Below are 24528 nucleotides of genomic sequence, written 5' to 3' on the forward strand. Positions count from 1 at the left end.
ATGTCCCTGTCCCCCGGGGTCCCGACCCGGATGTCCAGTATGGAAAATCGCTGCGCATCTGTCAAAAACCTTCGCCAAGCAACGACGGTTCGCGCCGGGCCCCGCAGGTCGTGACCGGACAGACCCGACAGGTCGCCCCCACAACCCGTGGCTCCTGGCGGTCGTCCGCCACGCGCCCGGGCAACAGCAGCATCAGCGCCGTCAGCCCCGGCGCAGCCGAGAACCGCGAGGGGCTGACCGTTTCCGCCACCGCATAGCTCATCACCGGCATCTGGTTGCGCCCGGCCTGAAGCAGCGGCGCCACATGCGCCGTAAGCGGATTGAGAAGCGCCCCGAACAGCGGCCAGAGCGAACAGGCCCCTGCCCCCTGCGGAATGCTGAAACCCGGAACCGGCTTGCGAAAGAGGAACGTCCCGGAGGCGTCGCAACTCACCAGTCCGATCGGACCGAACTCTTTCGAGGGCAGCATCGCCAGACGCCGGAACAAAAGCGGCAGCCCCAGATCGAGCGCTTCGGCAAGCGCCTCCGGATCCAGCCCGTGCCGCGCGATGGCTTCGCGCAGATCGCTCAGCGGCAGCGCTTGGGCATCGCGGTAGCATTGATGCAGCCAGCGTTCGGCCAGATGCCGCGCGCCATCGCTGGCAAGCTCCTCGGCCTGGGCTACGATCGCCCCGATCCGCGCATCGCCCACCGAGCTTTCCACTTCGGGAATCGAATAATCCTTGGCCGCAAGATAGGCGTGCATCTCATCCAGCGGCGAGCGGATTTCCTCATCGGTATCCGGGGCCGCTTCGAGATAGCGCACCAACGCTTCCGCTCCTTCGGCAAGGCGGCGGCTGTCCTCGTTGATGTTCCGGTGAAACCGCGCCTGCCATTCCGGCTCCAGCGTCTTGGTGTCCACCAGGATCGACGCGGTTGAGCGGATCGCCGTCACTGTCGAGATCACATCATGCAGCGAGGCGGCAAGCTGTGGGTCATTGGCCAGACGGTCGGTGAGTGTCTTGACGGTCTGCTCCAATGCTTCGCTCCGCTGCATGAGCTTGATCAGAAGCTGCGCCCAGCCCGGAAACCGCCCGGCGAATTCCTCGGTGCGCTCCAGTTCCGCACTTGTGTCCTCGTCCGATTGCGCCGCCACACGCAAGGCGTTAAGCAGCGTTGCCTCGGCCCCTTCGCTGAGCTGTGTCGGCTCAACCTTCAGTAACTCGGCCAGTGTGAGAAGCGTCTTGCCGCCGATTCTGCGCCGGTTGTGCTCGATCAGGTTGAGATAGGACGGAGAGATTCCGGCCTGCCGCGCAAGCTCGGACTGCTTGACCCCCAACATGACCCTGCGTTCGCGTATGCGTGAGCCGACAAGCGTGTCTCCAGACATGTGGTATTCCTGTATTTTTTCCGTATCTTACCGCGGACGGGCGAAAATTATTTACAAAACAAGCGCCGCTTCTGTGTAGTTTTTTACAAATTTATTATTTCAAGTAAAGCACTTGTTGCGATGTTTTCTTACCCACTGCGATAATGTGCTCACACATTTGTGTACCCTGGGGGTCAGCGCGGAGGAGGCGCTCGCCCCGAGTTTAACTCAATGGGAGGAACTCCATGACCAAATCCAATTTCACCCGTCGCGGTCTGCTCAAAACCAGCGCTGTCGCTGGCGCGGGTGTTGCACTGCCGACGATCTTTACCGGCTCGTCTGCGCATGCCTTCACCAATGAGCCGACGGGCAGCACGGTCACGCTGGGCTTCAACGTCCCGCAAACCGGCCCCTATGCCGACGAGGGCGCGGACGAGCTGCGCGCATATGAGCTGGCGGTCGAGCACCTGAACGGTGGCGGCGACGGCGGCATGATGAACACCTTCTCGTCCAAGGCGCTTCAGGGCAACGGTATCCTGGGCAAGAAGGTCGAGTATGTGACCGGTGACACGCAGACCAAATCGGACGCGGCCCGTGCGTCGGCCAAGTCGATGATCGAAAAAGACGGCGCGGTGATGATCACCGGCGGGTCGTCCTCGGGTGTGGCCGTGGCCGTGCAGGCGCTCTGCCAAGAGGCCGGCATCATCTTCATGGCGGGTCTGACCCACTCCAACGACACCACCGGCAAGGACCGCAAGGCCAATGGCTTCCGCCATTTCTTCAACTCCTACATGTCGGGTGCCGCCCTCGCACCGGTGCTGGCCAATGCCTATGGCACCGACCGCAAGGCCTATCACCTGACCGCCGACTACAACTGGGGCTACACCACCGAGGAAGCCGTGCGCGCCTCGACCGAAGCCATGGGCTGGGAAACCGTCGCCGCCGTGAAAACGCCGCTGACGCAGACCGACTTCTCGTCCTATATCGCACCGGTTCTGCAATCGGGTGCCGACACGCTGGTTCTGAACCACTACGGCGGCAACATGGTGAACTCGCTGACCAACGCCGTGCAGTTCGGTCTGCGCGACAAGCAGGTCAACGGCAAGGACTTCCAGATCGTTGTTCCGCTCTACTCGCGCCTGATGGCCAAGGGTGCCGGCGCCAACGTGAAGGGCATCTTCGGCTCGACCAACTGGCACTGGTCGCTGCAGGATGAAGGCTCCAAAGCCTTCGTGAAATCCTTCGGCACCAAATACGGCTTCCCGCCGAGCCAGGCCGCGCATACCTGCTACGTGCAGGCGATGCTCTATGCGGATGCGGTCGAGCGCGCAGGCTCGTTTGCGCCTTGCGCCGTGGCCGAGGCTCTGGAAGGCTTCGAGTTCGACGGGATGGGCAACGGCCCGACCCTGTATCGCGCCGAAGACCACCAGTGCTTCAAGGACGTGCTCGTCGTGAAAGGGAAAGAGAACCCGACCTCCGAGTTCGACCTTCTCGAAATCGTTGAAGTGACCCCGGTGGATCAGGTGACCTATGCGCCCGATCACCCGCAGATGGGCGGCCCCGAAGCCACCCTGGGCAGCTGCAACAACGGCGCCTGATCTGACAGGCCGCTGATTGGGGTGGGCAGCACCAGCTGCCTGCCCCTCCCCCAAAATTCACCAGAGACTGTTCGCCGGCAAGGGCGTCTCGCAGACCCATGGGGACTGACCGATGGAAGCCATCATCCTGCAAATCCTGAACGGGCTCGACAAGGGCTCTGCCTATGCGCTGATCGCGCTCGGGCTGACACTCATTTTCGGCACGCTCGGCGTGGTGAACTTCGCCCATGGCGCGCTGTTCATGATCGGGGCGTTCTGCGCCGTGACATTGTCGCGTATCCTGACGCTCAGCCACACTGTCATCGACGAGACCAAGGTCGATTTCCTTGGCAATCCCCTCAAGGTCGATGTGCCGTATGTCTATGACTGGTTCGGTCAGGCCACGGGTGATGCGATCATCGACTGGGCCGTTCCTCTGGCGATCCTGTTCTCGATCCCGGTGATGCTGTTTGTCGGCTACGCCATGGAACGCGGCCTGATCAAACACTTCTACAAGCGCCCTCATGCGGACCAGATCCTCGTGACCTTCGGCCTGGCCATCGTGCTGCAGGAAGTGATCAAGTATTTCTACGGCGCCAATCCGATCCCGACGCCTGCCCCGCAGGCCTTTGCCGGATCGTTCGATTTCGGCGCCATGCTGGGCTTTGATCCCAACACCATCATCTATCCCTACTGGCGGCTCGTCTACTTTGCCTTCGCCGCGATCATCATCGGCGGTGTCTTTGCCTTCCTACAATTCACCACCTTCGGCATGGTCGTGCGCGCCGGCATGGCCGACCGCGAGACCGTGGGCCTTCTGGGCATCAACATCGACAAGCGCTTTACCATCATGTTCGGCATCGCTGCCGCCGTGGCGGGGCTTGCGGGCGTGATGTACGCGCCCATCAACTCGCCAAACTACCACATGGGCATGGACTTCCTCGTGCTCAGCTTCGTCGTGGTGGTTGTGGGCGGCATGGGCTCTCTGCCCGGTGCGGTCGCCGCAGGCTTCCTGCTGGGCATCCTGGAGAGCTTTGCCTCGATGGGCGCCGTGCTCGAAGTGCTGCCGGGGCTGAACCAGATCATCATCTATCTGGTCGCGATTATCATTCTGCTCACGCGCCCTCGGGGCCTCATGGGCCGCAAAGGCGTGATGGAGGACTAAACCATGTTCGGACTCGACAACAAAGACTTCAAACTCTTCATGATCGTCGTTGGGCTGACCATGCTGGCGCCCTTCATCCTCAACCCCTTCCCCGAAGGCTCGGGCCTTGCACAGTTCAACGCGGGCTATCCCGATCTGATGCAGCGCTTCGTGATCTTCGGGATCTTCGCCATCGGCTTCAACATCCTCTTCGGCCTCACCGGCTATCTCAGCTTCGGCCACGCGGCCTTCCTGGGGATCGGTTCTTACGGCGCGATGTGGACGATGAAACTGATCACGCTCAACGTGATCCCGGCGATCCTTGTGGGTGTGTTCTTCGCCGGTCTCTTTGCAATCGCGGTTGGCTACATTTCCCTGCGGCGCTCGGGCATCTACTTCTCGATCCTGACCCTGGCCTTCGCCCAGATGTCCTACGCGCTGGCCTATTCGGTGCTGACCCCCATCACCGGCGGTGAAACCGGCCTTCAGATCAAACCGACCGACCGGCCTATCCTGTCGAGCCTCGAAGATGGAGAGATCGGACGCGCCAGCCTCTTTGGGATGGATATGCGCGCCAGCTTCGAGCTGGAGGTGGGCTCCTGGCTCTTCACCTTCAACTCGGGCTACTACATCGCCGCGGTAGTGATGCTGATCGCCTTCTACCTCTCGATCCGGATCTTCCGTTCGCCCTTCGGCATGATGCTGCGCGCGGTGAAATCCAACCAGCAGCGGATGAACTATACCGGGCTGAACTCCAAGCCCTATACCCTCGCCGCCTTTGTCATTTCGGGCATGTATGCCGGTCTTGCCGGTGGCCTGATGGTGGCAATGGACACGCAGGTGGGCCCGGAACGGATGTTCTGGACGGCCTCGGGCGAGGTGGTTCTGATGACCATCCTCGGCGGCGCCGGCACGCTGATCGGCCCAGTCCTGGGCGCAGGCATGATCAAATACATGGAAAACATCATTTCCAAGATCAACTCGAACATCCTGCATGAATGGTTCTACTGGATGCCCGACGGGATGGAGGATTTCGTGATCGCGATCATCTATCCCTTCATCGGCAAAGGCTGGCACCTGACGCTGGGTATTATCTTCATGCTTGTGGTGATCTTCCTGCCCGGTGGCCTTGTCGAAGGGGGACAGCGCATTCGCAAGCTGTTCTCCAAGAAGGCCAGCACCGGTGGCGACGACAAAGCCACACAATCCACGCCTGCGGAATAAGGAGACGGACCAATGGGAATCCTTGAGGTTAGCAACGTCAACAAGCGCTTCGGCGGTCTGCAGGCCCTGGGCGACGTGAACCTGAGCGTGCAGGACCAATCAGTGCACGCGATCATCGGCCCCAACGGGGCGGGCAAATCCACCCTGCTCAACTGCCTGGTGGGCAAGCTCATCCCCGATACCGGCTCGGTCATGTTCGACGGCCAGTCGGTGCTGGGACGCAAGCCCTATGAGATCAATCAGATGGGCATCTCCCGCGTGTTCCAGACCCCCGAGATCTTCGGCGATCTGACCGTGCTGGAAAACATGATGATCCCGATTTTCGCCAAGCGCGACGGGGCCTTCCGGATGCATGCCATCGAAAGCTCGAACAACGAGAGCGAAGTGATCGACCAGGCCATGGAGATGCTGGAAAGCCTGAACATGGCCGATGCCCGCAATGATCATGCCGCGGCGATGAGCCGGGGCAACAAGCGTCGGCTTGAGATCGGGATGTGTCTCGCCCAGAACCCGCGCCTGCTGCTTCTGGACGAGCCGACGGCCGGCATGGCGCGCGCCGACACCAACAACACCATCGATCTGTTGAAACAGATCAAGGACGAGCGCGACATCACCATCGCCATCATCGAACACGACATGCATGTGGTGTTCTCCCTCGCCGAACGGATCACCGTTCTGGCGCAGGGCACCCCGCTGGTGGAAGACACGCCCGACAATATCAAAGGCCATCCCAAGGTGCGCGAAGCGTATCTCGGCGAGAGCGCGTAAAGGAGACGAGCCATGAACGTCAAACCCGACTTCTCAAAGGGCCACAGCCACGCCGAAACCGCCCCCGCCTTCCTGTCGGTCTGGTCGCTTCAGGCGTATTACGGCGAAAGCTACATCGTCCAGGACATCAGCTTCAACGTGCATGAGGGCGAGATCCTCGCGCTGCTGGGCCGCAATGGCGCCGGCAAGACCACGACGCTGCGCTCGATTGCCCGGATGGACAACCCGCAGGTGCTGCATGGCGAGATCTGGCTGGATCACCAGCCGCTGCACAAGATGAAAAGCCATGAGGCCGCGGCTGTCGGCATTGGCCTCGTCCCCGAAGACCGCTGCATCATCCCCGGCCTCACGGTCGAGGAAAATCTGCAACTGGCGCAGATCGCCCCGCCCATCGGCTGGTCGCTGGATCGTCTTTACGAACTCTTCCCGCGCCTCGCTGAACGGCGCAAGCAGGAGGGCGTGACCCTTTCGGGCGGTGAGCAGCAGATGCTCGCCGTGGCCCGTGCCCTTGCCCGTGACATCAAGGTGCTGTTGCTGGACGAGCCTTACGAAGGGCTGGCCCCGGTCATCGTGGACGAGATCGAGAAAACCCTGCGCGTCATCAAGGAACAGGGCATCACCACGATCATCGTCGAACAGAACGCGATCCGCGCGCTGGAACTGGCCGACCGGGCGGTGATCCTTGACACCGGCGGCATTGTTTTCGACGGCACCGCCGCGGAAGTGCTTGAAAACGAAAGCCTGCGCGCCGAGTATCTGGCCATCTGATCACGCGTCTCCCCGCCGTTCGCGCGGCGGGGGCCTTTCTTCACTGCTACGACAAGGATGCCGACCATGTCCTCCAAAACCTATCCCCCTTCGTCAGAGTTTTCGTCCGGTGCGCATGTTGATGCGGGGCGGTATGAGGAGATGTATGCGGCGTCGCTGGCGGATCCGGAGGGGTTCTGGGCGGAGCAGGCCAAGCGGATCGACTGGATCAAGCCGTTCACCCGCGTGAAGGATGTGGATTTTTCCTTCGGCAATGTCTCGATCAAGTGGTTCGAGGATGGCACGCTCAACGTATCGGCCAACTGTATCGACCGGCATCTGGCCACGCGCGGCGACCAGACCGCGATCATCTTCGAGCCTGACGACCCGAACGAGCCCGCCCAGCACATCACCTACAAGGAGCTGCACGCCCAGGTCTGCAAGATGGCCAATGTGCTCAAGGCTCTCGGCGTGGGCAAGGGCGACCGGGTGGTGCTCTATCTGCCGATGATCCCCGAGGCGGCCTATGCGATGCTGGCCTGCACGCGGATCGGCGCCATTCACTCCATCGTCTTTGCCGGGTTCTCGCCTGATGCTCTGGGCGCGCGCGTCAATGGCTGTGACGCCAAGCTGGTGATCACCGCCGATCACGCCCCGCGCGGCGGCCGCATCACCAAGCTGAAGGACAATGTGAACCAGGCGCTGCTGAACGATTTTGACGAGGTCAAATGCCTTGTCGTCAAGCGCACCGGCGATCCGATCGCCTGGCGCAACGAGCTGGATTTCTGGTGGCATGAAGAAGCCGAGAAGGTTTCGGATGACTGCCCGCCCGAGGAGATGGGCGCCGAAGATCCGCTCTTCATCCTCTACACGTCAGGCTCCACCGGTCAGCCCAAGGGCGTGGTGCATACCACCGGCGGGTACCTCACCTATGCCGCCATGACCCATGAGATCACCTTCGACTATCATGACGGCGATATCTACTGGTGCACGGCCGATGTGGGCTGGGTCACGGGGCACAGCTATATCGTCTATGGCCCGCTGGCCAATGGCGCCACCACGCTGATGTTCGAAGGCGTGCCGACCTATCCGGATGCCTCCCGCTTCTGGCAGGTCTGCGAGAAGCACAAGGTGAACCAGTTCTACACCGCGCCGACCGCCCTGCGCGCGCTGATGGGCCAGGGCAACAGCTTTGTCGAGGCCTGCGATCTGAGCTCGCTGAAGGTGCTGGGCACGGTGGGGGAGCCGATCAACCCCGAGGCCTGGAACTGGTATAACGAGGTGGTGGGCCAGGGCCGCTGCCCGATCGTCGACACCTGGTGGCAGACCGAGACCGGCGGCCACCTGATGACCCCGCTGCCGGGCGCCCATGCGCTCAAGCCCGGGGCGGCGATGAAGCCCTTCTTTGGGGTGAAGCCCGTGGTGCTGGAGCCTGCGAGCGGCGAGATCATCGAGGGCAATGGCGTCGAGGGCGTGCTCTGCATTGCCGACAGCTGGCCCGGGCAGATGCGCACGGTCTGGGGCGATCACGAGCGCTTCATGAAGACCTATTTCGCCGATTACAAAGGCTATTACTTCACCGGCGACGGCTGCCGCCGCGACGAGGATGGCGACTACTGGATCACCGGCCGGGTCGATGACGTGATCAACGTCTCGGGCCACCGGATGGGCACGGCCGAGGTGGAAAGCGCGCTGGTCGCCCATTCCAAGGTCTCCGAGGCCGCCGTGGTGGGCTACCCGCATGCGATCAAGGGCCAGGGCATCTATTGCTACGTCACACTGATGGCCGGCGAAGAACCCTCGGACGAGCTGCGCCAGGAACTGCGCACCTGGGTCCGCCAGGAGATCGGCCCGATCGCGTCCCCCGACCTGATCCAGTGGGCCCCGGGCCTGCCGAAAACCCGCTCCGGCAAGATCATGCGCCGCATCCTGCGCAAAATCGCTGAAAACGACTACGCAACCCTCGGCGACACCTCCACCCTCGCCGACCCCTCCGTCGTCGATGACCTCATCGAAAACCGGATGAATAAGGCATAGCACTCCCTGTGGACGGTCGCTTCGGAGGCCGCACATACCTTGCGGGCCGGGTCATTCCCGGCTCGTTTTTTCTTTGCGCATAGCCAGGAACACGCCTGCCCCCGCCACCGCCATCCCGAGCCAGGCCAGCGGCGGCATCACCTCGCCCAGCAGCGCCCAGGCGACAAGCGCCGCGCCGGGCGGGACGAGAAACAGCAGCGCTGAAACCCGCGCCACATCGCCCGCCCGGATCATCGCCAGCAACAGCCCCACCGCGATGACCGAATTACCGATGACAAGATAGGCCAGCGCCGCCCCGAATTCCCATGTCCAGTGCACCTGCATGTCTTCGAGCAGCAGCATTGCCGGCACGATCCCCACAAGACCCGCCGCATACCCGACCAGATTGGCCGTGACCGGGTGGTGGCTGAGGCCAAAGCGTTTCTCCCAGAGCGAGCCGCCGGTGATCCCCGCCAGCCCGAGAAAGGCAAACACAAATCCGATCAGGCTCGGCGTTTCGATGCTGAGCCGGGCCGAAATGACCAGACCTGCCCCGGCCAGCCCGAGACCAAGCCCAAGCCATTGCCGACCGCCCACCCTCTCTCCGTTCCAGCGTGGCACGATCAGCGCCACGAGGACCGGTTGCAGTGACATCAGCAACGCCACCGTCCCTGCCGCCACGCCCGCGTGAAAGGCAATGTAGGACATGCCGAAATACACCGCCTGAATCAGGAACCCGACCATGGCCAGATGCCCCCATTCCGCGCGGGTTTTCGGAACCGGCGGGCGCAACACGATAAAGATCGCGCCCATGACCACCACAACGACCCCGAACCGAAGCGCCAGAAGCGTCAAGGGCCCGGTATAGTGCAGCCCGAGCTTGGCCACAGCATAGCCGCCCGACCAAAGGCAGAGAAAAATGACAGGCGCAAAGGCCAGCCAGAGCGGGCGGGATGCGGGCACGCAGATCGTCCTTCTTGACGCAATCGCGCTCACGGTGGCGCAAGCCGTGACCATGTGCAATCCGCTTTCACCTCTTTCTTGGATCAATCGTATTATCAATGATTTGCGAGGCGTTCTTGATACAGAGACGCCCGTTTGCGACATGGCGTCGCAAACCGGCAAGACAGGCCCGCAGCGCCTGACCACCCTTGGCGGGTTCACCTGCGCCAGGAAAGTCATGACAGAGCTCAGCCAAAAGGACATCTATAGCCCGCCGATGCGGGCGATCCACGGCATTTTATGTGTCGAGATCGCCATGGTGTTCTATGCCGTGCAGGACGCGATGATGAAATCGCTGCTCGAGACCTATTCGGTCTGGATGCTGATCTTCTTTCGCGCGCTAGTCTCGGTGATCATCCTGAGCCCGATCATCCTCTGGCTCGGGGCCCCCTATCGCATTCTCACGCCGCTCTGGCCCATTCACGCGGTGCGCGGCGCGCTTTTTGCCATTGCCTTTGCGCTGTTCTATGCCGCCTTCCCCTTCATGGGGCTGGCCGAGGTTGTGACGATCTTTTTCTCGGCCCCGCTTTTTACCGCGATTCTGGCCGCGCTCTGGCTGAAGGAGACGATCGGGCCGCATCGCGCGGGCGCTCTGATTGTCGGCTTCATCGGCATTCTTATCGCGATGAACCCCACGGGCGACAGCTTCACCTGGGTGGCGCTGCTGCCTCTGGGTACGGCGGTGATGTACGCGGTCAGTCAGGTGCTGGCGCGGATCATCGGCGACCGCGAAACTACGCTGACAGTGGGCCTTCACACGCTGTTTTTCTCAGGGCTGGCGATCTTGCCCTTCGGCTGGCTGGTGGCGCAGATTGTCGGCGGCAATCCCGAGTTCCGGCACCTTGATTTCAACTTCTTCAGCCAGTTCTGGGCCGGCTGGGATATCCTGATCTTCATGGGCGCAATCGGCATGGTCGGCTATGTGCTTCTGGGGCGGGCCTATCAGGTGGCCCCGGCGAGCCTGATCGCGCCGTTCGACTATACCTACCTGCCCATTGCCGTGGCGCTTGGTTATTTCCTGTTTGACGAGGTGCCGCCACAGACCACAATCCTCGGCATGGGACTGATCATCCTGAGCGGGCTTTATCTGGGTTATCGCGAAATCCGCGCGCTCCGGAAAACCGAAGAGCCCGCCATCGTGGCCGAAACGACCTTTGTTCCGGGCAATCCGCTGCCCGCGCAGGTGACGGACGAATACGAGGCGCCCGATCAACCGGGGTCAAGATGAGCACACTCACCGCGACCTCCCCCGATGTGGCCCGGACCCAGGGAATGCTGCTGGTGTTTCTGGCGGGTGTTCTTTGGTCCACGGTAGGATTGGGCATAAGGCTGATCGAGGAGGCGCAGGTCTGGCAAATCCTGATTTACCGGTCTGCCGCGCTCTCTCTTCTGCTCTTTGTCGTGATCCGCCTGCGGTCGGGTCGGAATCCCTTTGCACTGGCGCGCCGGGCGGGCTGGATCGGGTTTCTCGGGGCGGTGTCGCTGGTCGCGGCCTATTCCGGCGGGATTTACGCCATTCAGACAACCTCCGTCGCCAATGCGATGCTGCTTTTTGCCAGCGCGCCGTTCATGACCGCGATCCTGGGCCTTCTGATCTTGCGCGAACGGGTCCGCTGGCAGACATGGGCCGCCATTGCGCTGGCCATCGCCGGGATCACTGTGATGGTCTGGGACAAATCGGGCGCCACCCAATGGTCCGGCAATCTGGCCGCTCTTGGGTCTGCCTTCGGCTTTGCGGTCTTTACCATCACGCTCCGGATCAATCGCGCAGGCGAAACCCTTCCGATTGTCTTTCTGTCCGGCATTATCGGCATTCCGATCATGATCCTGATCTGCACCGCCTCGGGCCTGCCGCTTCTGATCACCCCGCGCGACACCTCCATCGCTCTGGCGATGGGCATGTTCCAGGTCGGCGCGGGGCTCGTCCTCTATACGCTGGGTTCCAGATCCGTTCCAGCGGTGGAACTGACGCTGCTGTCACTGGCCGAGGTGGTCCTCGCGCCGTTCTGGGTCTGGCTGGTGATCGGCGAGGTGCCCAGCCACTTCACCATAATCGGCGGGGCGATCCTGCTTTTGGCCATCATCGGCAATGCCGTCACCGGCATCCGCCGCAAACCGCCCATCCTGCCCGGATAGGCGCGCGGCCGGGGTTTCCCTGATTTGCCTCACGATTGCCTGAAAGACGGCATACAACCAGACGAAATGCCCGCTTTTCTAAGGCCAAGCCATGGCCTATAAGCGGTGAAAACGAATTGCGGTGACGATACGTCATCCCTCTCTTGCCTGTCGAGGAACCTCATGCCCAAAACCAACCACGAGTCGGATGTTGCTTTCATCAAAGCGCTGGCGGAATTGCTCAACGAGAACGAGCTGACCGAACTTCAGGTCAAGCGTGAATATGGCGAAAACGACAGCCTGAACGTGCGCGTGAGCCGCCGTCAGGACGTCGCGGCACAGGTTGCCCTGCCCGCTGCGGCCCCGGTCGCGGCGGCAGCACCCGCAGCAGCGGCCCCGGCGGCAAGTGCGGCAGAGCCTGCCGCCCCCGCCGACGATCCCGCCAACCACCCCGGCGCGGTCACCTCGCCCATGGTCGGCACCGTCTATATGCAGGCCGAACCCGGCGCGCCCTCTTTCGTGAGCGTGGGCGATCAGGTCTCCGAAGGGGATACGCTTCTCATCGTGGAAGCGATGAAAACCATGAACCACATCCCCGCCCCGCGCAGCGGCACCGTCAAGCGTATCCTGATCGAGGATGGCGCGGCGGTCGAGTTTGGCTCTCCCCTGATGATCATCGAATAAGGCGGGCTGGCCGATGTTCGAAAAAATCCTCGTTGCCAACCGTGGTGAAATTGCCCTGCGCGTGATCCGCGCCGCGCGTGAGATGGGCATCCGCTCTGTCGCCGTCCATTCGACCGCCGACAGTGACGCGATGCATGTGCGCATGGCTGATGAAAGCGTCTGCATCGGCCCGCCGCCGGGTGTGGACAGCTATTTGTCCATCCCCGCGATCATCGCCGCCTGCGAAGTGACCGGCGCACAGGCGATCCACCCCGGTTACGGCTTTCTCAGCGAAAACGCCAATTTCGTGCAGATCGTCGAGGATCACGGGCTCAGCTTCATCGGCCCCACGGCCGAACATATCCGCATCATGGGCGACAAGATCACCGCCAAGGACACAATGAAGAAGCTTGGCGTGCCTTGCGTGCCCGGCTCCGATGGCGGTGTTGCGAACCTTGCAGAAGCGAAAAAACTGGCCGGAGAGATGGGCTATCCCGTCATCGTCAAGGCCACGGCGGGCGGCGGCGGCCGCGGGATGAAAGTGGCCGAGAGCGCAGAGAAGCTTGAAAGCGCCTTCATGACCGCACGCTCCGAGGCCAAATCGGCCTTCGGCAATGACGAGGTCTATATCGAGAAATACCTCACCACGCCCCGCCATATCGAGATCCAGGTCTTCGGCGATGGCAAGGGCCAGGCCGTGCATCTGGGCGAGCGTGACTGCTCTCTTCAGCGCCGCCACCAGAAAGTCCTCGAAGAGGCCCCCGGCCCCGTCATCACCGACGAAGAGCGCGCGCGTATCGGCAAAATCTGCGCCGACGCTGTGGCACAGATCAACTATGCCGGCGCCGGCACGATCGAATTTCTTTATGAAAACGGCGAATTCTACTTCATCGAGATGAACACCCGGCTTCAGGTCGAACATCCGGTGACCGAAGCGATCTTTGGCGTCGACCTCGTGCGCGAGCAGATCCGTGTCGCCGAAGGGCTGCCCATGTCCTTCACGCAGGACGATCTTTCGATCAACGGGCACGCCATCGAGGTGCGCATCAACGCCGAAAAACTTCCCGAATTTTCGCCGCGCCCCGGCACGATCAGCCAGTTTCACGCGCCCGGCGGTCTGGGGGTGCGCATGGATTCCGCACTCTATGACGGCTACAAGATCCCGCCCTATTACGACAGCCTCATTGCCAAGCTCATCGTGCATGGCCGCGACCGGCCCGAGGCGCTCGCCCGGCTCAACCGCGCCCTGTCCGAGCTGATCGTCGACGGGATCGACACCACGGTGCCGCTGTTTCACGCGCTTTTGCAAGAACCCGATATTCATTCCGGCAATTACAACATCCACTGGCTGGAGCACTGGCTGGAAACCAATCTTCGCGAGTGAGGGATCGCACCGCGCCACGCCATGAGTGACGATGACCATAGTCTGACGCCACAACTGCTGCTGCAAGGGTATGCGCAGGGTGTCTTTCCCATGGCCGAGTCGCGCGAAGACCCCTCGGTGTTCTGGGTCGACCCAAGTGACCGGGGCATTCTGCCGCTCGACGGGTTTCACATCTCCCGCTCTCTGGCCCGGCGTATGCGGCGCGGCGGCTATGACATCACGCTGAACCAGTGCTTTGATGAGGTGGTGCTGGCCTGTGCCGACCGTCAGGACACCTGGATCAATGCGCAGATATTCGATCTTTACAGGCAATTGCATGCGCTTGGGCATGCGCATTCGCTGGAAATCTGGCACGACGATGCGTTGATTGGCGGGGTTTACGGTGTCGCGCTGGGGGCTGCGTTCTTTGGCGAAAGCATGTTTTCCCGGGCCACCGATGGCTCAAAGCTGGCGCTCACGCATCTTGTGGATCACCTGCGGTGCTGCGACTTCCACCTCTTCGATACGCAATTCATCACCGGACATCTGGCCAGCCTTGGCGCTGTCGAAATCCCCCGCCGCAGCTATCATGCGCTCCTGCGCCCTGCGCTGCAATTGCCCGCCGACATCCTGTCCCGGCCGCTGGACACGAACCCTCAGGGTGTCTTGCAGCGCATGACCCAGACATCATAGCGTGGATGTTCCAGCGCGTTCAGCGCGGGCGACGAGGCAATCATCCAACCTTCGAAAACCGGCCCCGATGCGCCCTCTTCCGCAATGGTGACAAACGCATAGGCATCGCCCGTCGGATTGCCAGCCGGAAACCGGCATTCGCGCAGATGCACTTTCAGGCGGCCGATCTCGTAAATCCCGTTATTGTCGATGTCCATATCGGTGACCTGACCATCAACCTTGTCAAGCCAGCGCAGCTTGGCACCGGTCCCGGTGGCGACCTGCTGCGCCGCGGCGGCCTGCCCCGTCAGAAGCAGCGCCAGCAGCGCCCAGCGGATCATTCGGCCGCCTCGGACTCGCCACCATCCCCGGCGACAAATTTCATCAGCAGCGAAATCAGGCTGATCGACCCTTGGGTGAATTCGATCTCATCCCCTGCCGCCAGTGCAAAAGGCGAACCGCCAGGCAGGATTTCCACGAAATTGCCGCCCAAAAGCCCCTCGGAGCTGACCGCCACCGCGCTGTCATCTGGCACGTCGATGCCCTCTCGCACGGTGAAAAGGGTGTTGGCGCGATAGGTCTCGGGGTCAAGCTCGATCGAGGTGACGCGCCCCACCTTGACGCCTGCAAGGCGCACATCCGTCCCCACATCCACACCATCAGCGCTACGGAAACTGGCCATCAACGGATATTCCGTCTGCCCGGTCGTAATGCCGGTCATCTGGCCTGCATAGATCAGAAAACCGACCGCAGCGGCCAGCACCGCCCCGCCGACGATGACTTCAGTGGTGTTCTCCGACATGTGTCCGCCCTATTCCGGCTGCCAGGCCTCGTAATCGGCCCGATCGGCCGGGGCCCCCTTGCGGATCGATCCGGCAGGCGCATAGGCCAGCGCCGTACCGGTCAGGTTGTCCTGATGCGGTTTTTCCCAGGCCTTGCGCGGCAGGGGCGCTTCGGTGGGCGGTGCATCGAACGTATGGTGCAGCCAGCCATGCCATTCCGGGCTCACCCGGCTGGCCTCGGCTTCGCCGTTGAACATGACCCAGCGGCGGCTGTCATCATGGGTGCGGAAATAGACATTGCCCTGATCGTCCTCACCGACCTTCACGCCCTTGCGCCAGCTCCAGAGCTGGGTGTTGAGCGTGGCCCCGTCCCACCAGGTAAAGGCGCGCAAAACGGTTCTGAAAAGTCCCATGAAAGCCTCCGGCATTTATCGGATTCAGATATGGCGTATCCGGGCGAAAAGGTCCAGCGCAGAGGCGCTCTGAGTGGCAAGGTGCGCCATAATGCGCACCTGTCGCAGCATCAGCTCGCGCTCGTGCCTTCCTTCTTGGTGTCCGCATAGATCATCAGCGGGGCCGCGTCCGAATTCGCCGCCTCCTCGTTGACGACCACTTCCTCAACCGTATCCATCCCCGGCAGGTCGAACATCGTGTCCAGAAGAATGCTCTCCAGGATCGAGCGCAGCCCGCGCGCACCGGTCTTGCGCTCGATGGCGCGCTTGGCAATGGCGCTCAGCGCATCTTCGGTAAAGGTCAGCTGCACGTCTTCCAGTTCGAACAACCGCTGATACTGTTTGACCAGCGCGTTCTTCGGCTCCGTCAGGATGGTCACAAGTGCATCCTCGTCGAGGTCCTCCAGCGTCGCGATCACCGGCAGGCGGCCGACGAATTCCGGGATCAGTCCGAACTTGAGCAGGTCTTCCGGCTCCAGCTCGGTGAAAATCTCGCCCACACCGCGCTCGTCCACATCGCGCACATCCGCGCCGAACCCCATGGCAGAGCCCTTGCCGCGTTGCGCAATGATCTTGTCGAGCCCAGCGAAAGCCCCGCCGCAAATGAACAGAATGTTCGTGGTGTCCACCTGCAGGAATTCCTGCTGCGGATGCTTGCGCCCGCCCTGCGGCGGCACTGCGGCCACGGTGCCTTCCATCAGCTTCAGCAGCGCCTGCTGCACGCCCTCGCCCGATACGTCGCGGGTGATCGACGGGTTCTCGGATTTGCGCGTGATCTTGTCGACCTCATCGATATAGACAATGCCGCGCTGCGCGCGCTCCACATTGTACTCCGAAGATTGCAGCAGCTTGAGGATGATGTTTTCCACATCCTCACCCACATAGCCCGCTTCGGTGAGTGTCGTGGCATCGGCCATGGTAAAGGGCACGTCCAGAATACGCGCCAGCGTCTGCGCCAGCAGCGTCTTGCCACAGCCCGTCGGCCCGATCAGCAGGATGTTGGATTTCTGCAGCTCGATCTCGCCGGATTTTCCGGAATGTTCCAGCCGCTTGTAATGGTTATGCACGGCAACCGAGAGCACCCGCTTGGCCATGGCCTGTCCGATCACATAATCGTCAAGCACGGCGCAGATCTCGCGCGGGGTTGGCACACCATCGGTCGATTTGAGGCCGGCGGTCTTGGTCTCCTCCCGGATGATATCCATGCAAAGCTCGACACACTCGTCACAGATGAACACCGTGGGCCCCGCGATCAGCTTTCGCACCTCGTGCTGGCTCTTACCGCAGAAGCTGCAATAGAGGGTGTTTTTGCTGTCGCCGCTGGAGTTATTCGCCATTTTTTCTCTACCGTCTCTATACCTTTTCGCCCTGCTCGCGCAGAGGTCAAACCGCCCGACCCGTTTTTGTTTCGGTCAGCTTACGGCACGTGCCGTAGCATCACAATCTCAAATTTGCCGCCCCCGGAACGAGCGGCAAAGAGTGTTACTTATCCTCATCGGCCTTGTCGCGGTTCTCGACGATCTCGTCGATCAAACCCCAGCTTTTGGCCTCTTCCGGGCTCATGAAATTGTCGCGTTCCAGGGCGTCCTCGACCTTTTTCAGCGTCTGGCCGGTATGTTTGACATAGATTTCGTTAAGCCGCTTTTTCAGCTTCATCGTCTCTTCGGCATGGATCATGATATCGGTCGCCTGGCCCTGATAGCCACCAGACGGCTGGTGCACCATCACCCGGCTGTTGGGCAGCGAATAGCGCATTCCCTTCTCACCCGCAGTCAGAAGCAGGCTCCCCATCGAGGCCGCCTGCCCGATCACCAGCGTACTCACCTTCGGTCGGATATACTGCATCGTGTCATAAATCGAGAGCCCCGACGTCACCACACCGCCCGGGCTGTTGATATACATGCTGATTTCCTTTGACGGATTCTCCGCCTCCAGGTGCAAAAGCTGCGCCACGATCAGGCTCGACATACCGTCATGCACGGGGCCGTTGAGAAAGACGATCCGCTCCTTCAGCAGCCTTGAGAAAATGTCATAGGCCCGCTCGCCGCGGCTCGTCTGCTCCACCACCATCGGCACCAGCGTGTTCATATATGTGTCAATCGGGTCGTTCATGTCTTGCCTGCCTCACCATGTAGATCCGTTGCGTAACGGAAAGTTCCTAAACGAGTCTTAGTGTTGCGCCTTGGGGGCCGCAAGGGCTGGCACTCATTTTCGAAACGCTAATAGCACAGCGCCTGTCAACGAGTGGTTAACCACGCTCACGCTGACTTATCCTGCGCCTGCTGATACGGCTTCAATTCGGCGCGCGCCACCTGGCGGCGATGCACTGCATCGGGACCGTCAGCCAGCCGCAATGTTCGCAGGTGGGTCCACATCGCCGCCAGCGGCGCATCTTGGCTGATGCCTTGCGCGCCGAACATCTGCACCGCCTCATCCACGACCTTGAGCGCCATGCGCGGCGCGACGACCTTGATCTGATGAATCCACGGCGCCGCCGCACGCGCATCGCCCTGATCCATCATCCAGGCGGCCTTCAGGCACAATAACCGTGCCTGCTCGATCTCCATGCGGCATTCGGCGATGATATCGAAATTGGCCCCAAGCTGCGCCAGCGGCTTGCCGAACGCCTGTCGTTCCAGCCCGCGGCGGCACATCAGTTCCAGCGCCGCCTCCGCCTGACCGATGGCGCGCATGCAATGATGAATACGCCCCGGTCCAAGCCGACCCTGCGCAATCTCGAAACCACGTCCCTCGCCCAGCAGCAGGTTCTCGGTCGGAACACGCACATTTGTAAACCGGATATGCATATGCCCATGCGGCGCGTCATCCTGTCCATAGACCTTCATCGGGCGCAGGACCTCGATCCCCGCGCTTGCCGCATCCACCACGATCATCGAATGCCGTTTGTGCTTGGGGGCGTCGTCGCCACCCGTGCGCACCATCACGATATAGACCGCGCATCTCGGGTCCCCGGCACCCGTCGCCCACCATTTCTCGCCATTGAGTACATAGGCATCCCCATCGCGCATACACGACATCGACAGCTGGGTGGGATCGGAGCTTGCCACATCCGGCTCGGTCATCAGATAAGCGCTGCGGATGGTCCCCTCCATCAGCGGGGCAAGCCAGCGCGCCTTCATCTCTGCGCTGCCATAGCGGTGGAAAACTTCCATGTTGCCCGTGTCCGGCGCGTTACAGTTGAACACTTCGGGCGCCAGATGGGTGCGCCCCATGGCCTCGGCGAAATACGCATATTCGACCGTGCTCAACCCGGGCGAGCCTTCGCCCTCGGTCAGCCACAGGTTCCAAAGCCCCTCCTCCTTGGCCCGGGCCTTCAACCCTTCGAGGATCTCCGCCTGCCGCTCGGTATAGGTCCAGCGGTCTCCCTTCGGGATCTCGGCGTGAAACGCCTCTTCCATCGGCATGATCTCTTCGCGGATCATTCGCTCCACCCGCGCAAGCAGCGCGCCACTTTCCGGTTTCAGCCCCAAATCCATTGTGCATGCCCTCCGTTCTTTGCGCGGAGTTCACGAAATTCGCCCCGGAATGTCAAAGCCCTGCGCTCAGGTTCTGAAATGAAAGTCATCGACCTCAAGATAACTGCCCAGAAGCGCGTCGATCCGCCCGGCCTCGCTCAGCCCTGTCGGCAGGTATTCCTGCCGTATCGCCCGGCGCAGACCATCCTCGAGCAACCGCTGCATCGCCTCACTCTGCATGGCCTTGCGCAGCGCCCGCTGTAACGGCTCCTGCACCTGCGCCTGGTCCACAGACGTTCCGCGCACCCGTGCAAGGGCAGCACTCATTCGCTCGCGCAGCATGGCGGGCGACATCTCGTCCTTGGGAATCAGGTCATGGCACCCCTCGCGCATGGCCTCGACCGCCACCTCCCGGTGCTGTTGCCCGGTAATCATGATCACCGCGGCGTCACTTTGCACCGCGGTTCGGCGGATCATCTCTACCGCCCGAAGCCCGTTGCCTTCCGGCAATTGGTAATCCAGGAGAAAAAGGTCAAACACCCCTTGCTCCAACGCGCGTTCCATGGATTTCAGGTCCGGCGCTTCGGTGAACTCCACATCCAGGCGCGATTTCTCCGAGTAGCGCCGGATGCGGCGCCGGTCGAACGACGAATCGTCAAGCAACAGCGCCCGGATCGGCCGGTCAGCCGGGACATGTTCGCCCGGAGTCCATTTTGGCAAGGCAGACATTGTTCGCTCCCCCTCTCTCATCTCTTCACCCGTCGCACAGGATGAGCGGAAGCGGCTGACAAAGGCTTAACGAGGGGCCACAATCCCCCGGGATACTGCGTTGTGATTTATCAAATTTTGAAACGACTTGCGCCAGTCACCCCGTCGGCAGACGAATTTCGAGCACCGCGCCGCGCGCGTCAGCCGGCATGCACCAGCGCAGTTCCCCCCCGTAATGATGCACGATCTTGCGCACGATGGTCAGCCCCATGCCACTGCCTTCCAGTTCGTCCCGCGACTTCAGCAGGGTCATCGGATCGAACACCGAATTGCGGTGTGCCTCTGCGATCCCGGGCCCATCGTCGCTGACCGTCAGGATACACAGCCCCGATGCCTCCTGCGTCTCAATACTGACATGCCCGCATGGGCGATCATGATGCTTTGCCGCATTGGACAGCAACGCCGCCAGCAACCGTTCGGCATCGATGGGGCCCATATGCGGGCCGCGCCCCTCGATCCGGCGGTGCAGGGTAAACCCCTGCGGCAAGGGGCGCCGATGCAGCACCTCTTCCAGCACCGCGTTCAGATCGACAGGTCGCGGCGTCTGCATCCGCCCGACCCGCGAATATTCCAGCAGATCCCCCAGCATGCGATCCAGCCTGCGCATATGGGTGTGCATCAGCCCGAATTTTTCGGCCAGCGGCTGATCGATGCGCACCCCGGCCTCTTCCAGATCTTCCTCGATCCATTGCGGCAGTTCCAGCGAGGCCCGCACACAACTGCGTATGTCGTGGCTGAGCACATAGATGAAATCATCAAAATCCGATGCGGAGGTCACCGGCTCCGTCGCGGTTGGGCTGGGTTGCGGTATCATTTGGCGTCCTCCTGAACACGGACATGCTGTTGCACAGGCACTATGCCGTATGATCTCTTAAGACACGGCGAATAGCCGCGGGATATTTTGCCTTCAGGTCACGCCAGCGCCGCGTCTGGTCCTCAAGTCCGGCGTCCAGGGTGATCATCTGCCAGCGATGCGCCACGCGTTCCAGCGCCTCCTCCGGGCGCACATCCCCGGCAAGCGCGCGGGTCAGCCAGGTGTCCAGTACGTTGAAATACGCACTTTGATCCTTGAGGTAGAGATCGGGAATCGCCTGCTCCAGACTGGCCCGGTGCACATCCAGAAACGCCTTGGTGTAGACCTCCCGGATCTGGCTGTCCTCGTAATGTTCCGGCCGGAACGGGTCAAAAAAGCCGTCTTTCTGACGCACGGCCAGCGTCGAGATCTCGGGCGTGGAGGCGAAAAGCGCAAAGAGATAGGCGATCTCGGCGAACACGCAGTCGCTCGAGACGACATAATCCCATCCCCAGTTGAAATAGGGCGTGATCAGAAGCGCGCCATCCACCATCCCGCCCGGGGTCGGCCCATGCACCATCCGGCCCCGCATTGGCGAGCCCGGACGATTGAGATATTTCTGCGTCCCGCCCCAGCCGATATTGCAGTAGACATCACCGCGCGCGTAACGCTCCCAGTTTTCGAACAATCCCATTTGCCCGGCCTTGGGGCACAGGCTGTCCGTCGCCCGGATCATCTCTTCAAGCGCAAGCACACCGGCTTCCGACTGGATCTGGGGGGTCATGTCATCGGCAAAGGGCCAGATCCCCTTGGCATGAAAGCGGATCCACCACTCCCAGCCGAGATAGCCGGGGTTGCGAAACAGCGCGCCCCCGCAGCGGCCAGCCTGCGGATCATGGAAAAACGCCATCTGGCGGTCAAGTTCCTCCCAGGTCAGCGGCGGTTGCAATGGGGTCTGATAGAGATCTTCATAGGCCCCGCGAAGTGCCTCATCCTCCAGCATGTCCTTGTGATAGAACATCAAATAGGCATCCCCGTCGGTCTGAAACCCGTAAACTCGGCCGTCGAAGCTGTCTCCGGTGCGGTATAGTATGGTGTCACGATAGCCTGCGGGTTCGTGGCGTTCCGCGTACTGATCAAGCGGCATGATCGCCCCCGTCGCCACGAGGTTCGGCAGCCCGAACGTGGCCGAAACCGCCAGATCATAACTGCGCGAATGGCTGAGCGCGTCGAGCGAGAAGACGGTGTTCAACTCGTCAACCGGAACCTCCGAGACGACGATCTTGACGTCGCTCAGCGCCTCAAAAGCCGCGATCACCGGCGCGACATTCCCGCCGGACCCTTCGGGCACCAACAGCCGAAGCGTGATCTGCCGCCCGTTCACGAGGGTGCGTACCCTGGCCCCCACCTGCTCGTGCAGGTCGGCATTCGCCGCCATCCCGGGAGTCGCGGTCAACCCGGTCACAGCCGAAGCAGTCAGGCCGAACACAGCTTCCCGGCGCGTCAACGCACGGGGCATGACAGACAGCTTCATCATCAGAGAGTTTCCCACCGGCCCGATGCCGTCCATCCAGTTTGGGCAAACAGTCTTAACTCAACGTTAATGGCTCATGCGTATCACCAACCTGGCAGCGCAGACTGCGAAAGGAACATCGCTTGACCCGGTCCAAAAATCCGCTCGCCTCGGGAATTGTGCGGCGCTTGCGCGTTGTATTCCTGTCCATCTCGCTGGTCCTGATCGCGGCCATCGCGATCGGCGTGCAGCAACTCCTGCTGCTGGAGCGCTCTACGCGGCAGCTCACCCAGTCCTCCGTCCCTGTATTCGAGCGCGCCGCAGAACTGGAGCGGAGCCTGAAGAACCTGCTATTGCTGCTGCAACAGGTCGATTCGATGTCGGAGCTGCGCAGTTTCAAAAAGGTGCATGACGCCTTCGAAACGCAGCTTGCCCTTTTGCGCCGTGAAATGCAGAGCTACACCGCCTCGGATCCCGGTCGGCATGACACCCGCGACATGCTGACCGCCCTGGAAGAGATCGAACGAAGCGCCAAGACCATCCTTACCGCCAAGGAGGCCGCGCTGAATCACACCGCCACAATCGATCGGCTTGAAGAGCAGCTCGCAGGGTTACGCATCAACGCGCGCCACGAGCTTGAGCGGTTGTCTTTCATCAACCCCCGGCAGGATCCTGGCTCCGATCCCCCGGTCGGCGGCCCCTTTCAAGACCCGGCCGCGCAACCGGAACGCTCTGAGCGCACTGAGCTCAGCATGGTTGCCATCCTTACCGAACTGACCCTGGAGCTGGAGGCGGTCCTGGACGTGGCCGCGGGGCTGCGCAAAGAAGTCTCCCATGAAGGGCTGGATCAGGCGCGCTCCGTCCTGTCGTTCAAGCTGCGGGGGGTGACGGTGCTGCTGGGCCGTCTGCACGACAGCCCGGAACGCGCTGCGCTGGCCCGCACGGTGATCCAGACCCGCAGCCTGATTTTTGAAACGCCCGGCCTTTTCAGCGCGACCCAGGCACTGCACCGGGAACTGGAGGTTCTGGAGCAGGAAAAACTCAAGCAGATCGCGCCGATTCAGGCGATCTCCACCGGCTCGAACCGGCTGACCCTGTCCGCCCGCGCGCAGGTCAGCAAAGCCGGCCAGGAACTTACCCATGCTCTCGACAACCTGGTGATTGTCGTGGTCTTCTCCGGCGCCGTGGCCTTGCTGGTCATTCTCGGGGCACTGATCTTCATCGTAGAGCATCAGATCAACCGCCGCATGGCCAAGCTGACCCGCTCCGTCCTCGCCATCGCCGAAGGGCAGAATGACACCGATGTCGATGTCAGAGGCCCGGATGAACTGGGCAAGATCGCCCGCGCGCTGGAGGTCTTCAAGCTCAACGCCCACGAGCTTCAAAGGTCCAATACCGAGCTTGAGAAATTCGCCTATGTCGCGGCCCATGACCTGCGCTCTCCACTGCGCGCCATCCAGGACCTGACCGACTGGACCCTGGAAGACCCCGATACGATCCTGTCGGAGGACAGCCAGCAAAACATGCGCATGCTGCAACAGCGCACCATACGTCTGAACCAGCTTCTATCGGATTTGCTGGAATATTCCCGCGTCGGCAAGGAGGCGAGCGATATCACCCCCGTATCGCTCTCTTCGGTCGTCAAGGACACCGCCGGGCTTCTCGATCCGGAGGATCACTTCAAAATTCGCTACAAGGGCGTGATGACCCCGGTGTGTACCTATGTCATTCCGCTCAGGCATATCCTGCTCAACCTGGTCAGCAACGCGATCAAGCACCACGACAAGGCCGAAGGACGCATCACCATTCGCGCTGATGTCCATGCGGGGCGCCTGACCTGCCGCGTTTGCGATGACGGCCCGGGGATCGAGCCGCAATATCACGACCGTATCTTCAACCTGTTCCAGACCCTGCGCCCCCGTGACGAGGTCGAGGGCAGCGGCCTGGGCCTCGCTATCATCCGCAAACTTCTGGAGCAGCATGGCGGCAGCATCCGTGTGCTCTCGGATCCTGCCTTGGGGCGCGGGTCGGAATTCGTCTTCACCATCCCCGGCCAAAACCAGGCCGAAACAACGCTCAATATCGCGGCCTGAGACAAAAGAAAC

Annotated in this window: 23 protein-coding genes; 12 read left to right on the forward strand and 11 right to left on the reverse strand. The window is 61.7% G+C overall.

Annotated features, from left to right (window positions below; translation table 11 throughout):
• Positions 1 to 61: 61 nt before the first annotated feature.
• Complete coding sequence (locus tag EI983_RS09435; RefSeq protein ID WP_157707113.1) at positions 62 to 1369, reverse strand: helix-turn-helix domain-containing protein; 1308 nt, start codon at positions 1367 to 1369, stop codon at positions 62 to 64.
• A gap of 224 nt (positions 1370 to 1593) precedes the next feature.
• Here EI983_RS09435 and EI983_RS09440 point away from each other — a divergent pair, with 224 nt between their 5' ends.
• From EI983_RS09440 to acs, 6 genes are all read left to right on the forward strand, one after another.
• Entirely contained in the window at positions 1594 to 2946 is a 1353-nt protein-coding gene (locus tag EI983_RS09440; protein ID WP_157707114.1) for a substrate-binding protein, read from the forward strand.
• 112 nt (positions 2947 to 3058) lie between these two features.
• Positions 3059 to 4090, forward strand: coding sequence for a branched-chain amino acid ABC transporter permease (locus tag EI983_RS09445; protein WP_157707115.1), 1032 nt, complete (start codon positions 3059 to 3061; stop codon positions 4088 to 4090).
• Between the two features lie 3 nt (positions 4091 to 4093).
• Positions 4094 to 5293 carry a branched-chain amino acid ABC transporter permease gene (locus tag EI983_RS09450; protein ID WP_157707116.1) on the forward strand — a complete coding sequence of 400 codons (1200 nt, stop codon included), beginning with the start codon at positions 4094 to 4096 and terminating at the stop codon, positions 5291 to 5293.
• Between the two features lie 12 nt (positions 5294 to 5305).
• Positions 5306 to 6061 (forward strand): ABC transporter ATP-binding protein, encoded by a 756-nt coding sequence (locus tag EI983_RS09455; RefSeq protein WP_157707117.1) that lies wholly within the window; start codon positions 5306 to 5308, stop codon positions 6059 to 6061.
• Between the two features lie 12 nt (positions 6062 to 6073).
• Complete coding sequence (locus EI983_RS09460) at positions 6074 to 6829, forward strand: ABC transporter ATP-binding protein (protein WP_157707118.1); 756 nt, start codon at positions 6074 to 6076, stop codon at positions 6827 to 6829.
• 66 nt (positions 6830 to 6895) lie between these two features.
• The gene (gene acs / locus EI983_RS09465) at positions 6896 to 8845 is read left to right on the forward strand and encodes an acetate--CoA ligase (protein ID WP_425500901.1); all 1950 of its coding nucleotides are present in this window, start codon (positions 6896 to 6898) and stop codon (positions 8843 to 8845) included.
• Positions 8846 to 8896: 51 nt separating this feature from the next.
• Here acs and EI983_RS09470 read toward each other — a convergent pair whose 3' ends face one another.
• Entirely contained in the window at positions 8897 to 9787 is an 891-nt protein-coding gene (locus tag EI983_RS09470; RefSeq protein ID WP_157707120.1) for a DMT family transporter, read from the reverse strand.
• A 142-nt stretch (positions 9788 to 9929) separates the two neighbouring features.
• Here EI983_RS09470 and EI983_RS09475 point away from each other — a divergent pair, with 142 nt between their 5' ends.
• From EI983_RS09475 to aat, 5 genes are all read left to right on the forward strand, one after another.
• Positions 9930 to 11054: a DMT family transporter gene (locus tag EI983_RS09475; RefSeq protein WP_246162366.1), complete on the forward strand. Its 1125-nt coding sequence runs from the start codon at positions 9930 to 9932 to the stop codon at positions 11052 to 11054.
• On the forward strand, positions 11051 to 11962 hold the full coding sequence (locus EI983_RS09480) for a DMT family transporter (protein ID WP_157707121.1): 912 nt from the start codon (positions 11051 to 11053) through the stop codon (positions 11960 to 11962). Before EI983_RS09475 ends, EI983_RS09480 begins: the two co-directional genes overlap by 4 nt.
• Positions 11963 to 12124: 162 nt before the next feature.
• Complete coding sequence (gene accB / locus EI983_RS09485; protein ID WP_157707122.1) at positions 12125 to 12625, forward strand: acetyl-CoA carboxylase biotin carboxyl carrier protein; 501 nt, start codon at positions 12125 to 12127, stop codon at positions 12623 to 12625.
• A gap of 13 nt (positions 12626 to 12638) precedes the next feature.
• A complete protein-coding gene (gene accC / locus EI983_RS09490; RefSeq protein WP_157707123.1) occupies positions 12639 to 13988 on the forward strand; it encodes an acetyl-CoA carboxylase biotin carboxylase subunit in 1350 nt (449 codons plus the stop codon).
• A 21-nt stretch (positions 13989 to 14009) separates the two neighbouring features.
• Positions 14010 to 14660, forward strand: a complete 651-nt coding sequence (aat, locus tag EI983_RS09495; protein WP_157707124.1) for a leucyl/phenylalanyl-tRNA--protein transferase — start codon at positions 14010 to 14012, stop codon at positions 14658 to 14660.
• Here aat and EI983_RS09500 read toward each other — a convergent pair.
• The 9 genes from EI983_RS09500 to EI983_RS09540 form a co-directional block, all read right to left on the reverse strand.
• Positions 14624 to 14980 (reverse strand): DUF2155 domain-containing protein, encoded by a 357-nt coding sequence (locus EI983_RS09500; RefSeq protein WP_157707126.1) that lies wholly within the window; start codon positions 14978 to 14980, stop codon positions 14624 to 14626. The two genes, aat and EI983_RS09500, sit on opposite strands and share 37 nt — an antisense overlap.
• A complete protein-coding gene (gene mlaD, locus EI983_RS09505) occupies positions 14977 to 15441 on the reverse strand; it encodes an outer membrane lipid asymmetry maintenance protein MlaD (RefSeq protein WP_157707128.1) in 465 nt (154 codons plus the stop codon). Before mlaD ends, EI983_RS09500 begins: the two co-directional genes overlap by 4 nt.
• Before the next feature lie 9 nt (positions 15442 to 15450).
• Complete coding sequence (locus EI983_RS09510) at positions 15451 to 15834, reverse strand: NADH:ubiquinone oxidoreductase subunit NDUFA12 (protein ID WP_157707130.1); 384 nt, start codon at positions 15832 to 15834, stop codon at positions 15451 to 15453.
• A gap of 110 nt (positions 15835 to 15944) precedes the next feature.
• Positions 15945 to 17210 carry an ATP-dependent Clp protease ATP-binding subunit ClpX gene (gene clpX, locus EI983_RS09515; protein WP_157707131.1) on the reverse strand — a complete coding sequence of 422 codons (1266 nt, stop codon included), beginning with the start codon at positions 17208 to 17210 and terminating at the stop codon, positions 15945 to 15947.
• A gap of 145 nt (positions 17211 to 17355) precedes the next feature.
• Entirely contained in the window at positions 17356 to 17985 is a 630-nt protein-coding gene (locus tag EI983_RS09520) for an ATP-dependent Clp protease proteolytic subunit (protein ID WP_157707133.1), read from the reverse strand.
• A 146-nt stretch (positions 17986 to 18131) separates the two neighbouring features.
• On the reverse strand, positions 18132 to 19370 hold the full coding sequence (locus EI983_RS09525; protein WP_157707136.1) for an acyl-CoA dehydrogenase family protein: 1239 nt from the start codon (positions 19368 to 19370) through the stop codon (positions 18132 to 18134).
• A gap of 66 nt (positions 19371 to 19436) precedes the next feature.
• On the reverse strand, positions 19437 to 20078 hold the full coding sequence (locus tag EI983_RS09530; RefSeq protein ID WP_157707138.1) for a response regulator: 642 nt from the start codon (positions 20076 to 20078) through the stop codon (positions 19437 to 19439).
• 136 nt (positions 20079 to 20214) lie between these two features.
• Complete coding sequence (locus EI983_RS09535; RefSeq protein ID WP_157707140.1) at positions 20215 to 20931, reverse strand: sensor histidine kinase; 717 nt, start codon at positions 20929 to 20931, stop codon at positions 20215 to 20217.
• A 40-nt stretch (positions 20932 to 20971) separates the two neighbouring features.
• Positions 20972 to 22447 (reverse strand): extracellular solute-binding protein, encoded by a 1476-nt coding sequence (locus tag EI983_RS09540; protein WP_246162368.1) that lies wholly within the window; start codon positions 22445 to 22447, stop codon positions 20972 to 20974.
• Positions 22448 to 22566: 119 nt separating this feature from the next.
• On the opposite strand from EI983_RS09540, the gene EI983_RS09545 reads away from it, so the two are divergent.
• Positions 22567 to 24516, forward strand: a complete 1950-nt coding sequence (locus EI983_RS09545; RefSeq protein ID WP_157707142.1) for a sensor histidine kinase — start codon at positions 22567 to 22569, stop codon at positions 24514 to 24516.
• Positions 24517 to 24528 lie beyond the last annotated feature (12 nt).

Source organism: Roseovarius faecimaris (assembly GCF_009762325.1).
Taxonomy (GTDB): Bacteria; Pseudomonadota; Alphaproteobacteria; order Rhodobacterales; family Rhodobacteraceae; genus Roseovarius; species Roseovarius faecimaris.

What these genes read in the sequence shown, in the direction of transcription:
- EI983_RS09435 (WP_157707113.1), bottom strand. Translation starts at nt 1,369, where the DNA reads ATGTCTGGAGACACGCTTGTCGGCTCACGCATACGCGAACGCAGGGTC.
- EI983_RS09440 (WP_157707114.1), top strand. Translation starts at nt 1,594, where the DNA reads ATGACCAAATCCAATTTCACCCGTCGCGGTCTGCTCAAAACCAGCGCT.
- EI983_RS09445 (WP_157707115.1), top strand. Translation starts at nt 3,059, where the DNA reads ATGGAAGCCATCATCCTGCAAATCCTGAACGGGCTCGACAAGGGCTCT.
- EI983_RS09450 (WP_157707116.1), top strand. Translation starts at nt 4,094, where the DNA reads ATGTTCGGACTCGACAACAAAGACTTCAAACTCTTCATGATCGTCGTT.
- EI983_RS09455 (WP_157707117.1), top strand. Translation starts at nt 5,306, where the DNA reads ATGGGAATCCTTGAGGTTAGCAACGTCAACAAGCGCTTCGGCGGTCTG.
- EI983_RS09460 (WP_157707118.1), top strand. Translation starts at nt 6,074, where the DNA reads ATGAACGTCAAACCCGACTTCTCAAAGGGCCACAGCCACGCCGAAACC.
- acs (WP_425500901.1), top strand. Translation starts at nt 6,896, where the DNA reads ATGTCCTCCAAAACCTATCCCCCTTCGTCAGAGTTTTCGTCCGGTGCG.
- EI983_RS09475 (WP_246162366.1), top strand. Translation starts at nt 9,930, where the DNA reads ATGGCGTCGCAAACCGGCAAGACAGGCCCGCAGCGCCTGACCACCCTT.
- EI983_RS09480 (WP_157707121.1), top strand. Translation starts at nt 11,051, where the DNA reads ATGAGCACACTCACCGCGACCTCCCCCGATGTGGCCCGGACCCAGGGA.
- accB (WP_157707122.1), top strand. Translation starts at nt 12,125, where the DNA reads ATGCCCAAAACCAACCACGAGTCGGATGTTGCTTTCATCAAAGCGCTG.
- accC (WP_157707123.1), top strand. Translation starts at nt 12,639, where the DNA reads ATGTTCGAAAAAATCCTCGTTGCCAACCGTGGTGAAATTGCCCTGCGC.
- aat (WP_157707124.1), top strand. Translation starts at nt 14,010, where the DNA reads ATGAGTGACGATGACCATAGTCTGACGCCACAACTGCTGCTGCAAGGG.
- EI983_RS09500 (WP_157707126.1), bottom strand. Translation starts at nt 14,980, where the DNA reads ATGATCCGCTGGGCGCTGCTGGCGCTGCTTCTGACGGGGCAGGCCGCC.
- mlaD (WP_157707128.1), bottom strand. Translation starts at nt 15,441, where the DNA reads ATGTCGGAGAACACCACTGAAGTCATCGTCGGCGGGGCGGTGCTGGCC.
- EI983_RS09510 (WP_157707130.1), bottom strand. Translation starts at nt 15,834, where the DNA reads ATGGGACTTTTCAGAACCGTTTTGCGCGCCTTTACCTGGTGGGACGGG.
- clpX (WP_157707131.1), bottom strand. Translation starts at nt 17,210, where the DNA reads ATGGCGAATAACTCCAGCGGCGACAGCAAAAACACCCTCTATTGCAGC.
- EI983_RS09520 (WP_157707133.1), bottom strand. Translation starts at nt 17,985, where the DNA reads ATGAACGACCCGATTGACACATATATGAACACGCTGGTGCCGATGGTG.
- EI983_RS09525 (WP_157707136.1), bottom strand. Translation starts at nt 19,370, where the DNA reads ATGGATTTGGGGCTGAAACCGGAAAGTGGCGCGCTGCTTGCGCGGGTG.
- EI983_RS09530 (WP_157707138.1), bottom strand. Translation starts at nt 20,078, where the DNA reads ATGTCTGCCTTGCCAAAATGGACTCCGGGCGAACATGTCCCGGCTGAC.
- EI983_RS09535 (WP_157707140.1), bottom strand. Translation starts at nt 20,931, where the DNA reads ATGATACCGCAACCCAGCCCAACCGCGACGGAGCCGGTGACCTCCGCA.
- EI983_RS09540 (WP_246162368.1), bottom strand. Translation starts at nt 22,447, where the DNA reads ATGATGAAGCTGTCTGTCATGCCCCGTGCGTTGACGCGCCGGGAAGCT.